The organism is Shinella sp. S4-D37 (genome assembly GCF_040812195.1).
Lineage (GTDB): Bacteria > Pseudomonadota > Alphaproteobacteria > Rhizobiales > Rhizobiaceae > Shinella.
The window spans coordinates 1-11,866 of sequence record NZ_JBFNXL010000007.1; the positions used below are offsets into that span (position 1 = coordinate 1).

Annotated in this window: 15 protein-coding genes; 5 read left to right on the forward strand and 10 right to left on the reverse strand. The window is 64.2% G+C overall.

The window, feature by feature from the left end; all coding sequences use genetic code 11:
* Positions 1-377: 377 nt before the first annotated feature.
* Complete coding sequence (locus AB3G45_RS28000; protein WP_367833808.1) at positions 378-1,283, reverse strand: LysR family transcriptional regulator; 906 nt, start codon at positions 1,281-1,283, stop codon at positions 378-380.
* Positions 1,284-1,394: 111 nt separating this feature from the next.
* Between AB3G45_RS28000 and AB3G45_RS28005 the strand changes: the two genes are divergently transcribed.
* Positions 1,395-2,144, forward strand: coding sequence for an SDR family oxidoreductase (locus tag AB3G45_RS28005; RefSeq protein ID WP_367833809.1), 750 nt, complete (start codon positions 1,395-1,397; stop codon positions 2,142-2,144).
* A gap of 63 nt (positions 2,145-2,207) precedes the next feature.
* On the opposite strand, the gene AB3G45_RS28010 is transcribed toward AB3G45_RS28005, so the two are convergent.
* Complete coding sequence (locus AB3G45_RS28010) at positions 2,208-2,681, reverse strand: MarR family winged helix-turn-helix transcriptional regulator (protein WP_367833810.1); 474 nt, start codon at positions 2,679-2,681, stop codon at positions 2,208-2,210.
* Between the two features lie 125 nt (positions 2,682-2,806).
* Here AB3G45_RS28010 and AB3G45_RS28015 point away from each other — a divergent pair, with 125 nt between their 5' ends.
* On the forward strand, positions 2,807-3,628 hold the full coding sequence (locus tag AB3G45_RS28015; protein ID WP_367833811.1) for an alpha/beta fold hydrolase: 822 nt from the start codon (positions 2,807-2,809) through the stop codon (positions 3,626-3,628).
* A gap of 44 nt (positions 3,629-3,672) precedes the next feature.
* Positions 3,673-4,440, forward strand: a complete 768-nt coding sequence (locus tag AB3G45_RS28020) for an alpha/beta fold hydrolase (protein WP_367833812.1) — start codon at positions 3,673-3,675, stop codon at positions 4,438-4,440.
* A gap of 50 nt (positions 4,441-4,490) precedes the next feature.
* Here AB3G45_RS28020 and AB3G45_RS28025 read toward each other — a convergent pair whose 3' ends face one another.
* From AB3G45_RS28025 to AB3G45_RS28035, 3 genes are read right to left on the reverse strand one after another with little or no spacing between them, the layout of a single operon-like run.
* Positions 4,491-4,832, reverse strand: coding sequence for a type II toxin-antitoxin system RelE/ParE family toxin (locus AB3G45_RS28025; protein ID WP_367833813.1), 342 nt, complete (start codon positions 4,830-4,832; stop codon positions 4,491-4,493).
* Entirely contained in the window at positions 4,819-5,094 is a 276-nt protein-coding gene (locus tag AB3G45_RS28030) for a type II toxin-antitoxin system ParD family antitoxin (RefSeq protein WP_367833814.1), read from the reverse strand. The genes AB3G45_RS28025 and AB3G45_RS28030 overlap by 14 nt, the downstream gene beginning before the upstream one ends.
* 56 nt (positions 5,095-5,150) lie before the next feature.
* Positions 5,151-5,315, reverse strand: a complete 165-nt coding sequence (locus AB3G45_RS28035) for a hypothetical protein (RefSeq protein WP_367833815.1) — start codon at positions 5,313-5,315, stop codon at positions 5,151-5,153.
* Positions 5,316-5,595: 280 nt separating this feature from the next.
* Between AB3G45_RS28035 and AB3G45_RS28040 the strand changes: the two genes are divergently transcribed.
* Both AB3G45_RS28040 and AB3G45_RS28045 read left to right on the forward strand, forming a co-directional pair.
* Positions 5,596-5,973, forward strand: coding sequence for a type II toxin-antitoxin system RelE/ParE family toxin (locus AB3G45_RS28040; protein ID WP_367833816.1), 378 nt, complete (start codon positions 5,596-5,598; stop codon positions 5,971-5,973).
* Positions 5,957-6,292 carry a helix-turn-helix domain-containing protein gene (locus tag AB3G45_RS28045; protein WP_367833817.1) on the forward strand — a complete coding sequence of 112 codons (336 nt, stop codon included), beginning with the start codon at positions 5,957-5,959 and terminating at the stop codon, positions 6,290-6,292. Before AB3G45_RS28040 ends, AB3G45_RS28045 begins: the two co-directional genes overlap by 17 nt.
* 411 nt (positions 6,293-6,703) lie before the next feature.
* Here the strand turns inward: AB3G45_RS28045 and AB3G45_RS28050 are convergent, their stop codons facing one another.
* Genes AB3G45_RS28050 through AB3G45_RS28070 form a run of 5 tightly spaced genes read right to left on the reverse strand, consistent with a single transcriptional unit; the run spans position 6,704 to position 11,835 of the window.
* Positions 6,704-7,900 (reverse strand): M20 family metallopeptidase, encoded by a 1,197-nt coding sequence (locus AB3G45_RS28050; protein WP_367833818.1) that lies wholly within the window; start codon positions 7,898-7,900, stop codon positions 6,704-6,706.
* Between the two features lie 51 nt (positions 7,901-7,951).
* Positions 7,952-8,968: an ABC transporter ATP-binding protein gene (locus tag AB3G45_RS28055; RefSeq protein WP_367833819.1), complete on the reverse strand. Its 1,017-nt coding sequence runs from the start codon at positions 8,966-8,968 to the stop codon at positions 7,952-7,954.
* Positions 8,965-9,945 (reverse strand): ABC transporter ATP-binding protein, encoded by a 981-nt coding sequence (locus tag AB3G45_RS28060; RefSeq protein WP_367833820.1) that lies wholly within the window; start codon positions 9,943-9,945, stop codon positions 8,965-8,967. Before AB3G45_RS28060 ends, AB3G45_RS28055 begins: the two co-directional genes overlap by 4 nt.
* Positions 9,942-10,856 carry an ABC transporter permease gene (locus tag AB3G45_RS28065; RefSeq protein WP_367833821.1) on the reverse strand — a complete coding sequence of 305 codons (915 nt, stop codon included), beginning with the start codon at positions 10,854-10,856 and terminating at the stop codon, positions 9,942-9,944. The genes AB3G45_RS28060 and AB3G45_RS28065 overlap by 4 nt, the downstream gene beginning before the upstream one ends.
* A gap of 4 nt (positions 10,857-10,860) precedes the next feature.
* Entirely contained in the window at positions 10,861-11,835 is a 975-nt protein-coding gene (locus AB3G45_RS28070; RefSeq protein WP_367833822.1) for an ABC transporter permease, read from the reverse strand.
* Positions 11,836-11,866: the final 31 nt, after the last annotated feature.

An 11,866-nucleotide genomic window follows, 5' to 3' on the forward strand; every position in this document is an offset into this window, starting at 1 on the left:
TTTCGCATGGGCGCCTGAGGAACGGATGATTATCATGGAAGAGCCTCACCCCTTTCTACACATCTTGTGCGAGCAGCAATATTGAAGTGGAGGAAAAGAGTCAACTATGACTCTGCAACTTTATCTGGCAGCTCTCAAAGTCGTGATGGCACACGATTCCGTGGCGGCGAGGAGGCTGCGGCTAGGCCGGCACTCCACCATCCAGCCCCTCTTTGCCGGAGGTTTTTCCCAGCCTTCCCGCGCCAGCAGCGCCGGCAGCCGGGAACCGCAATCCGTTCCGAGCACGCCCTTCTTCCCGCGGAACGCATCGCGCCCATCGACCCTAGCTCGCCTGAGCGGCCTGATGTCCGATGCCTTGCAGCGCGGAGCGAAAGCGCTCAATTCATGCCCTCTTCCCAATAGGGCGGATCGCCGAAGGCCGTCTTCAGGTGCTCGGCAAGGGCGCGCAGCTTGGCCGAGGGCCGCCTGCCCTCCGGATGGGCGAGGTAGATGAACTCGCGGACAGCCTCCGCCCCCACGTCAACGCCCGTGAGGCGGCCCGCCCGGATGTCCGGGCCGGCTATGAAGAGGGGCAGAAGCGCGATGCCGAGCCCGGCCACCGCCGCATCCCGCATCATGTCGCCGTTGTTGACGCGCAAGCCCACCCGCGCACGAACGATCTCGCCGCCCCGCGGGGTGGCGAAGCGCCAGTCGGCGACACCCCGGTTCGTATAGAAAATGCCTTTGTGCGCATCGAGCTCGGCGGTGGTTTGCGGCCGGCCGTGGCGGGCGAGATAGTCGGCCGAGGCGACCAGCACGCGGCGGCTTGGTGCAAGACGCCAGACCATCAGGCGGGAATCGTCGATCGTGCCATGCCGCAGGACCGCGTCATGGGCGCCGGACGCGATGTCGACGCGGCGGTCGTCGAGGTCGAGCGCAAGCTCGATCCTGGGGTTGGCGGCCAGAAACGGATAGAGCGCCGGGCCCAGATGCAGCCGGCCGAAGGTGACGGGGGCGGAGATGCGCATGGGGCCGGCCAGCGCGCCGCGCCGCTCGGCAAGCTCCGTCGCCGCATCCGAGACGTCACGAAGGATCCGCCGGGCACGCTCGAGGAAGGCGGCCCCGTCTTCCGTCACCGACAGGCGCCGGGTGGTGCGGTGGAGCAGCGTCGTGCCGAGGCTGCGTTCCAGTTCGGCCAACCGGTCGCTGACCACCGACTTCGACAGGCGCAGCAGGCGCGCCGCCTCGCTGATCGAACCCGCGTCGGCGACCGCCACGAAACTTGCCATGCCATCGAGCTTCATCGTTCGGCTTTCCCGGAAGGTAGGTCTTCCGCCTGCATCATAGTCCGGACGTCCGGCTTGCGCCATATTCAGGTCAACCAACCCGACCACGGGACAGAAAGGAACAGGACAATGGACAGGCTCAAGAACAAACGCGCTCTCATTACCGGCGGCACCAGCGGCATCGGCCTTGAAACCGCCCGGCAATTCCTCGCCGAAGGCGCCCGCGTCGCGGTCACCGGCACCAATCCGGAAACGCTGGAGGCCGCACGCCGCGAACTGGGCGAAGGCGCCCTCGTCATAAAGGCCGATGCTGCCGACATCGCCGGGCAGAGCCAAGTGGCGGCGACGATCAAGGAGGCCTTCGGCGGGCTCGACATCCTTTTCGTGAATGCGGGTATCGCCCTGCTCAAGCCGCTCGAGGCCTGGGACGAAGCGGGTTTTGACCGCCTCTTCGACATCAATGTGAAGGGGCCCTATTTCCTGATTCAGGCCCTGCTGCCGCTCTTTGCAAATCCGGCCTCGATCGTCTTGAACACCTCGGTCAACGCCCATGTCGGCATGCCGAATTCCAGCGTCTACGGCGCCTCGAAGGCGGCGCTGCAATCGCTCATCCGCACGCTGTCCGGCGAATTGATCGGCCGCGGCATCCGCCTCAACGCGGTCAGCCCCGGCCCCGTCTCGACGCCGCTCTACGGCAAGCTCGGCTTCAGCGAGGCGGACCTGAAGTCTGTCGAGCAGAACATCAAGGGCCTCGTTCCGGCCGGCCGCTTCGGCACGCCCTCCGAGATCGCCAAGGCCGTGGTCTTCCTCGCCTCGGATGAGGCGGCCTATACGGTCGGCAGCGAGATCATGATCGACGGCGGCATGGGCACGCTGTGAGGAGCGATTGCGGAAGAACGGATCTTCCGCGCGCTTGAGCGGGGGCCAATCCCGCCCTGAAAATCACCTGGTGCCGGACGGCCCCTGTTCATGCAGGCGATCCCGTATGGCGTCGATGGCGGCCTGAAGGGTGTCGAGCGTTTCCTTATCGAGCCCCACCCCTTCGCTGACGCAGGCCATGACCTCCGCCGCCTGGCCCTTCAGGCCGCGCCCCTGCTCCGTCAGATGCAGCAGGACCTCGCGCTCGTCCTTCGGGTTGCGCGTCCGGGTGACGAGGCCCGCCGCCTCCAGCCGCTTCAAAAGCGGCGTGAGCGTGCTCGAATCGAGAAAGAGCGTCTTGCCGAGCTCCTTCACGGTCCGCCCTTCCCGGCCCCAGAGCGTCATCATGACCAGAAACTGCGGATAGGTCAGATTGAGCTTTTCCAGCAGCGGCCGGTAGAGCTGGGTAAAGGCGTGTCCTGCGGAATAGATGGAAAAGCAGAGCATTTCCGTGACATCCGGCAGGGGATGACGCGGGTCGTCGGGGTTTGCGGTCATGGCGATCCTCCTTTCCCTTAAAATAATTTGTGCGCGATGTGTTTGCAAGCGATTGACATAGGTATTTTGGGTCAGTAAATAGGTCGCACACCAATCAATCGTACACAAACGCAATGGAGACCCCGATGAGCCACTTCACCACCACCGACGGCACCCGCCTCTTCTACAAGGACTGGGGCACGGGCCAGCCCATCCTCTTCGCCCATGGCTGGCCGCTGTCGTCCGACGCCTGGGACCAGCAGATGCTGTTCTTCGGTCAGAACGGCTATCGGGTCATCGCGCATGACCGCCGCAGCCACGGCCGCTCGGACCAGACCTGGAGCGGCAACACCATGGACCAGTACGCGGACGACCTGGCGGAACTGATCGAGGCGCTGGACCTGCGGGATGTCATTCTCGTCGGGCATTCGACGGGCGGGGGCGAGGTCGCGCATTACATCGGCCGCCACGGCACGGCGCGCGTCGCCAAGGTCGTCCTGGTCGGCGCGGTCCCGCCGCTGATGCTGAAGACGGACGCGAACCCCGACGGCACCCCGATCTCGGTCTTCGACGACATCCGCGACAACACGGCCAAAAACCGCTCGCAGTTCTTCTTCGACCTGACCGTCCCCTTCTACGGCTTCAATCGCGATGGGGTGGAGAGCAATGCGGGCTTGCGCGAGAACTTCCGTCGGATCGGCCTGCAGGGCGGCATCAAGGGGCAATATGATTGCATCCGCGAGTTCTCCGAGGTCGACTATACGCAGGACCTCCAGCGGATCGATCGCCCGACCCTGATCATCCATGGTGACGACGACCAGATCGTGCCGATCATCGCTTCCGCCCATCGCGCCGTTGAAATCGTCCCGGATGCGACGCTGAAGATCTATGCCGGCGGCTCCCACGGGCTGGCGGAAACCGACGCCGACCGCTTCAACGCCGACGTTCTGGCCTTCATCCGCGCCTGAGCGCCCCCGGACCCCATCACACCAGATCCAGAAAAGAGACCGTCATGTCCAAGCTTGCCGCTACCCTCGCCCTTGCCACCGCCCTCTTCACCGGCCCGTCCCTTGCCGAACCCGTGAAGCCCACGATCGTCCTCGTCCACGGCGCATTTGCCGACGCGTCGAGCTGGAACGGCGTGATCACGGCCCTCCAGAAGGACGGATACAGGACCGTCGCCGTCGCCAATCCGCTGCGCAGCGTGTTGAACGACGCCCGGACCGTCTCGGACGTCGTCGCAAGCATCGAGGGGCCGGTGGTTCTCGTCGGCCATTCCTATGGCGGCCAGGTGATCACGAACGCGGTTGCGGGCCACGACAACGTCAAGTCGCTGGTCTATGTCGCAGCCTTCGCCCCGGAGAAAGGCGAAGCGGCGGCCGAATTGGCCGGCAGGTTCCCCGGCGGGACGCTCGGCGAAGCGCTGGCGCCCCCGGTCAAGCTCGCCGAGGGCGGCGTCGACCTCTATATCGACCAGGCGAAGTTCCACGACCAGTTCGCCCATGACGTCCCGGTCGCGGAAGCCGCCCTGATGGCCGCCGGCCAGCGGCCCATCACGGAAGCCGCATTGACGGACAAGTCGGGCGATCCCGCCTGGAAGGCGCTGCCCTCCTATTTCGTCTACGGGAATGGCGACAAGAACATCCCGGCCAAGGCGCTCGGCTTCATGGCGGAACGGGCCGGCTCCAAACACACGGTCGTGGTCGAAGGCGCGTCCCATGTCGTCATGGTCTCGAAGCCGCAGGTCGTTGCCGACCTGATCGAAGAAGCCGCGCAATAACCGCGCCGCCAACGAACGGGCCAGGGCGCTTTTGCGCCCTGGCCTTGCCTCTACACCAGCATGCGCGAGAGCATCTTCCGGATGTGGTCTTGTGCGGCGTAGAAGATTGCCACCACAATGAGTGTGGCTTCGGACCCTACCGGCAGAAACCAAACAGCCGCCTTGTCGCGCCGAAGGAACCGAATCCCCGGATGAATATCGGGCCGCACGGTCCCGATGTAAGGTGTATCGACGAGACGATCGATTTCGACGCGCAGTTTACGGATCCGCTCAACGCTACGCTCCAGGGCCTCGCCGGGCGGATCCCCGAGTTCGACATAGGCATCGAACAGATGGTCGAAGATCAGCTCGAAATCCCGTTCGGCATGCTCGGAATATTCAAGGGTCCACACGGAGAGCCCGCCGCTTCCGCTCGACCATTGCCGTGACACGGCCTTCCATTTCCGGCGCGGAAATCCTAGGACCTTCCAATCGGCGCTGAACCAATTCGCGCAGCGCCGCCGTTTCGACCGCCTCGGCTTCCGTCTTTTGGCGAAGCAGCTCCAGGCCCTGCTGAAGAACCGAACTCATGCTGGAATAGCGGCCGCTGTCCACGAGTGAACGGGCGAAGGCATCCTGCTGCTCTGTCAGCGAAATCGACGATTTCACGCTCATCGGCTTCTCTCCTTGCTGACAAAATTGCTACTGAGTAGCATACTTGTCAATGTGCCTCAGCTGAGAAGATCGACCGCCGTTCTTGCCAGTGCCAGGGTTCCGAAGGCGATGGAGCGCTCGTCCGGCTGATAATCGGTATTGTGCACCTTGTCCGATCGTCCCGGCTGCGAGGAGCCGACGAGCAGCCTGAAGGAGGGGGACCATTTCCACGAAAAGCGCAAAATCCTCGCCCCCCATGCTCGGCTCGTAGTCGAAGGCCACGTCGCCGAGCTGCGCGTTGATCGCGCGAAGCGTATGACCGCTTACGCTGCATGTCGAGAACCGGCAGGCCAGCGCGTCGATGCTAGTCGATCGACTGATAGGCCCCCGCATAGCGGTCACCCAGTCGTAATCGTCATAGGTGGCTGTAGGGGCGGCAGGGAAATTGATAAGGCAGACTGCGGCTCACCTGTTGTTAAACCTAATGCTTTGCACTATAGTTTGGTGAACTAGGGAACTGATGTGCGCGTTTACGAAACCCGAATTTTCAGCCGATTTGCGCGCAAAGAAAGCATCAAGGAAAAGCAACTTCTTGATGCCGTGCAGCGGGCCAGCGACGGTTTGATTGACGCCGATCTCGGTGGCGGCCTTATCAAGCAGCGCGTTGCACGCCCCGGCCAAGGCCGCAGCGGGGGCTATAGGACCATTCTGGTTTTCCGCATGGGAAGCCTAGCAATCTTCCTGACCGGCTTTGCCAAGAATGAACGGGAAAACATCAGTGCGAACGATCTTGAAGACCTGAAAATCATCGCTCAGCAATGGTTGAAATATCCAGAGCGCATTGGGGCCGATGTGACGGCCAGGATTCTAAGCGAGGTGAGCAATGGCAAAGAAAGCTGAAACGGTGTCCCGTATCCGGCTCGAAATTTTGGAACTGGCTAACGACATGCACGCCAACGGCACCTTGGCGGACGACGATTTCCAGAAGATTACGATGCGGGATTTGAATGCCGCGCCACAGACCGCTACTCCCCTTAGTGCCGATGACATTCGGGCTTTGCGGGAGAAGGCGCATATGAGCCAAGCCGTTTTTGCTCGCTACCTGAATCTATCGGCGGGACATATCTCTCAATTGGAACGCGGGCTGAAGCGTCCGACCGGGCCAGCGCTGGCCCTATTGAATGTCATCCGCCGAAAAGGGATTGAAGCTATCCTATAACCTCTTGGCGACATGCCCTTCAATCTTGGGAGCTAGCACTTCTGTGGTTGCCGCCTGTTATGCAAGTTTTTGCCCATCAGAACGTGTGATCGAGTGCAGTCTTCTGTCAGGCCTTTAGGTGCGGCATTTCGAAAGACCGACAATAGAGAGTATCGCAATCACGAGCAGAAAGAGTAAAACTGCTGTACCGTGTGCCCTCGTTGGCTTCCATGATCTCGCGTCCAGCTGATTATCGATCTTCCGTGCCCGATCAGCGATGGCAGCATAGCCATAGGCCCACGGCGTAACGCGGTTGTGCAGCACGCGAAGGCCTCAGAGGCTCCGACACGAGAAAAGGTCTCGAAGAGATGGGCGATCGTCTCTGCGATCATGAACTCGCCGGCATTAGGTCGATAGTCTGCCGCTTCACGCCTAACTCAGAAGATCAACCGCCGTTCTCGCCAGTGCCAGGGTTCCGAAGGCGATGGAGCGCTCGTCCGGCTGATAATCGGAATTGTGCACCTTGTCCGATCGTCCCGGCTGCGAGGAGCCGACGAGCAGCCTGAAGGAGGGAACCATTTCCGCGAAAAGCGCAAAATCCTCGCCCCCCATGCTCGGCTCGTAGTCGAAGGCCACGTCGCCGAGCTGTGCGTTGATCGCGCGAAGCGTATGCTCGAGCATGCCCGCATCGTTGAAGATGGGAGGGGTGCCGCGCCTGTAGGTGAGTTCGCACCCTGCCCCGAAGCTCAATGCCGTCCCCTCGCACAGCCGGCGCAGGCCGGCCTCCGCCGCATCGCGCGCCTCCGGCTGCCGGCTGCGCACGGTTCCCTTCAGCTCGCAGCGGTCGGGGATGATGTTCCTGGCCTCGCCCGCATGGATCGATCCGACCGTCACCACGCAGGCATCGAGCGCCCGCACGTTTCGCGACACGATGGTCTGCAACTGGCCGATCAACTGGCCCGCGATGACGATCGGGTCGATGGCGGCATAGGGGCGGGCCGCATGGCCCCCCTTGCCGAGCACGGTGATGTCGAAGGAATCGACCGCGGCATTGGCATAGCCGTGCACGATGCCGAACCGGCCGCAAGCGATTTCAGGCCGGTTGTGCAGGCTCAGCGCCATGTCGACGCCCTCCATCACCCCGTCGGCGATCATCTCCTTTGCCCCGCCGATCGCCTCCTCCGCCGGCTGGAAGACGAGGCGGACCTCGCCGGCCAGCCGATCCTCCATGCGCTTCAGAACGGCGCCGATGGCGAGCAGCGTCGCGGTGTGGAGATCGTGGCCGCAGGCATGCATGCGGTTCGGGATCTTGCTTGCATAGGGGAGCCCCGTCTCCTCCTGCATCGGCAGGGCGTCCATGTCCGCGCGGATCAGCAAGGTCGGACCTGGCCTTCCGCCGCGGATATGCCCGACGACGCCGGTGCGGCCGATGCCCGTCCGGTGCTCGATCCCGAGGCTCGTAAGGGTCTCCGCCACGAGGGCGGCCGTCTGGACCTCCTCGAAGGCGATTTCGGGATATTCGTGGATGCGCCGGCGGATATCGATGAAGCGCGCCTCGTTCTCCTCGACGGCGGCGGCGATCAGCGCCGCCACGTCATTGGCGCCGGAATGGGAAAAGGTCTCGGTCACGGCCGACCTCCTGTCTTGCGGATTGAATGGGCGGAATGCGCCGGCGGCCCGTCAGCCGTTGAGGTGGCAGGCCGACAGGTGGTTCGGCGCCACTTCCTTGCGGAGCGGCACCTCCACCCGGCAACGGTCCATGGCGAACGGGCAGCGGGGATGGAAATGACAGCCCTTCGGCGGATCGAGGGGGCTTGGAAGCTCGCCTTCCACGGCCTTGAACCGCCGCTTGCCGGTCTCGATGCGGGGAACCTCCGCAAGCAGGGCCTTCGTATAGGGATGGTTGGGACGCCGGAAGACCTCCTCGACGGGCGCCTCCTCGACGATCCGGCCGAGATACATGATCGCGACCCGGTCGGAGATGTGCTCCACCACGCCGAGATCGTGGCTGACGAAGAGATAGGTCAGGTCCAGCCGGTCCCTGAGGTCCATGAACAGGTTGATCACCTGCGCCTGGATGGAGACGTCGAGGGCGGCGACGCTTTCGTCGCAGACGAGGAACTTCGGCTGGACGGCCAGCGCCCGTGCGATGTTGACCCGCTGGCGCTGGCCACCGGAGAACTGGTGCGGATAGCGCGACTTCATGGAGGGATCGAACCCGGCCAGCGTCAGGTAGTTGTCCACATAGGCGGCGCGCTCTGCCGCGCGCGCCAGGCCATGCGTCTTCGGCGCCTCGAAGATCAGCTCCTCGATGGTCATGCGCGGATTGAGGGCGGCCATCGGGTTCTGGAAGATCATCTGGGTGGCGAGGCCCGCCTCCTTCTGCTCGGCGGCGGACATCGTCCTGCGGTCGACGCCCTTCCAGAATACGGCACCATCGGTCGGCGCGGCGATCCCGGCGATGACGCGGCCGAGGGTCGATTTCCCGCAGCCGCTTTCGCCGACGAGGCCGACGACCTCGCCGCTGCGGATGCTGAGGCTCACGCCGTCCAGCGCATGAACGACCGGAGCGGGCTTCGCCAGTTTCAGGGCGAGCGCGATCTTCGCGGCGAGGTCCGGCCGGGCGCCGAAACGCTGCGTTATCGTCCTGGCCTCGATCAAAGGGGCCTCGATCAGGGGGGGCTCGGCAACCGTCATGATGCGGGTCCTCTCGTCACGGGATGGATGCAGCGGAAGGAGCGGTCGCCCGCGGGGGTGAGGCCGGGCATGACGCGACAGCCGTCGTCGGCCCGTGCGCAGCGCGTGCGGAAACTGCAGCCCTGCGGCAGGCGGTTGAGGGCCGGCGTCATGCCGTCGATCTGGCGCAGGCGCTCCCCGCGATGGTTCTGCGACGGCACGGAAGCGATCAGGCCCGCGGTGTAGGGATGGCGGGGATCGCTGAGGACCACCCCGACGGGGCCCGTCTCGACCAGCCGGCCGGCATACATGACGGCGATGTCGTCGGCCAGCCGCGAGACGATGGCGAGATCATGGGTGACCCAGATCACCGCGGTCCTCGCCTCCTCGGCGAGCTTCTGGAATTCCGCGATGATCTGGCTCTGGATCGTCACGTCGAGCGCCGTCGTCGGCTCGTCGGCGATGATGAGATCGGGCTTGTGCAGGAGCGCGATGGCGATGGCCACGCGCTGGCGCATGCCGCCGGAAAACTGGTGGGGATAGGCCGCAAGCCGCTCCTCGGGGCTCGGTATGCCGACGCGGCCGAGCGCATCGCGGGCGCGCTGGCGGGCAACTTCCTTCGGCACGCTCTCATGGGCCAGCACGGCCTCGATCATCTGCGTGCCGACCGACAGGACGGGGTTGAGCGTCATCGTCGGATCCTGGAACACCATCGCGATCCGCTTGCCGCGCAGGCGGCGCATCTCCTCTTCCGAACTCCGGCTGATGTCGACGCCGTCGAAGAGGATCTCGCCCGAGGCGATGCGGCCGGGCCGCTCCAGCAGGCGGATGATCGAAAAGCCGGTGACCGACTTTCCCGAGCCCGACTCCCCCACCAGGCCGAGCACGCGGCCGCGGTCGAGCGCGAAGGACACGTCGTTGACCGCCCTCGTACCGGGCTGCCCCCTGCCCCCGCCGAACTCGGTGACCAGATTGCGGACCTGCAAGAGCGCCGTCATGATGCGTTCCTCGGATTGAGCACGTCGCGCAGGCGGTCACCGACGAGGTTGATGGCGACGATGGTGACGAGGAGCGCGATGCCGGGGAAGAAGCTGATCCAGTAGAGGCCTGTCAGCAGATACTGGTATCCGGTCGAGATCAGCATGCCGAGCGAGGGTTCGGTGACCGAGGCACCGAGGCCGAGGAAGGAAAGCGTCGCCTCGAGGCCGATGGCGCGCGCCACCTGCATGGTCGCGATGACGATGACGGGGGCGAGACAGTTTGGCAGCAAGTGCCGGAAGAGGATGCGCCAGCCCGGCAGGCGCAGCATGCGCGCCGCCTCGATATATTCCTTCTCGCGCTCGACGAGGGCGGTCGCGCGGACGGTGCGCGCATAGGTCGCCCATTCGGCGATGATCAGCGCGATGACGACATTGAGCACCCCCTTGCCGAGGATGGCGAGCATCATCAGCGCCATCAGGATCGTCGGGAACGACAGCTGCAGGTCGACAAGACGCATGATCACGGTTTCCGTCCGGCGCCCCATATAGGCGGCGAACAGGCCGGCCGTCGTGCCGATGATGGCCGCGGCGAAGGCGGAGAGCACGCCGACCAAGAGCGACGTGCGAAGGCCGTAGAGGATGCCGGACAGGATGTCCCGGCCCTGGCTGTCCGTGCCGAGGTGATAGACGAGGCCGGTCATCGATTCCGACCCCGGCGGCAGGCGCCCATCCATGATGTCGAGCTGCATCAGGTCATAGGGGTTCTGCGGCGATATCCAGGGCGCCAGAAGCGCCAGGCAACAGATGACGAAAAGGGTGACGAAGCCGGCCGCCGCCGCCGGCGAGGCGAAGAAGTCGGCGATGTTCCTGGAAAGGCGGCCGGGTTCGGCGGGCGTCCTGTCCGTCTCGTGCATATCGTGTTCGGCCATGGGTTTAAGCCTTCGAATCCAGCCGGACCCGCGGGTCCAGCATGGTGTAACAGACGTCGATGATGAAGTTCAGGACGACGAAGAGCAGGACCATCATCATCAGGTAGGCGACGATGACGGGGCGATCGAGGAGGTTGATCGAATCGATGATCAGCTTGCCCATGCCCGGCCAGGCGAAGATGCTTTCAGTGACCACCGAGAAGGCGATGAGCGAGCCGAATTCGAGGCCGATGATCGTCACGACGGGGATCATCAGGTTCTTGAGCACATGCACGGCGATCACCCGCCGCTCGCGCAGGCCCTTCGCCCGGGCGAACTTGATGTAGTCCTGGGGCAGGACCTCCTGCACGCCGGCGCGCGTCAGCCGCAGGATGAGAGACGTCTTGAACAAAGCGAGGTTGAAGGCCGGCAGGAGGAGATGCCGCAGCCCCTCCCCCGTCAGGAACGACCATTGCACGCCGAACAGGTCCAGCGTCGGGCCGCGCCCGTTGGTCGGCAGCCAGCCGAGCTCGACCGAGAAGACCATGATCAGCATCAGGCCCACCCAGAATGTCGGCAGCGAGAAGCCGAGGATGGAGCCGCTCATGATCAGCTTCGAGGAGACCCGGTTCGGATAGAGCCCGGCATAGAGGCCGAGCGGCAGGCCGAAGACGAGCGCGATAACCAGCGCCGAGATCGCCAGTTCGAGCGTCGCCGGCAGGCGCTCCAGGATGAGGCCCATGGCCGGGCGGCCATAGACGAAGCTGTTGCCGAAATCGCCGTGCAGCAGGCCTTGCAGGAACAGGAGATATTGCCGCCAGAGCGGCTGGTCGAGGCCGTAATGGGCGATCACGCGGGCGCGCTCGGCCTGGTTGGCGTCCGGGTTGATCAGGATATCGACCGGATTGCCGATGACGTTCACGCCGATGAAGACGATCACCGTCATCGCGACGACGACGAACATCGCCTGTATCAACCGCCTGATTATCGATGTGACCATTGCCTGCTCCAGTTTCTACCGCATGGTCCGG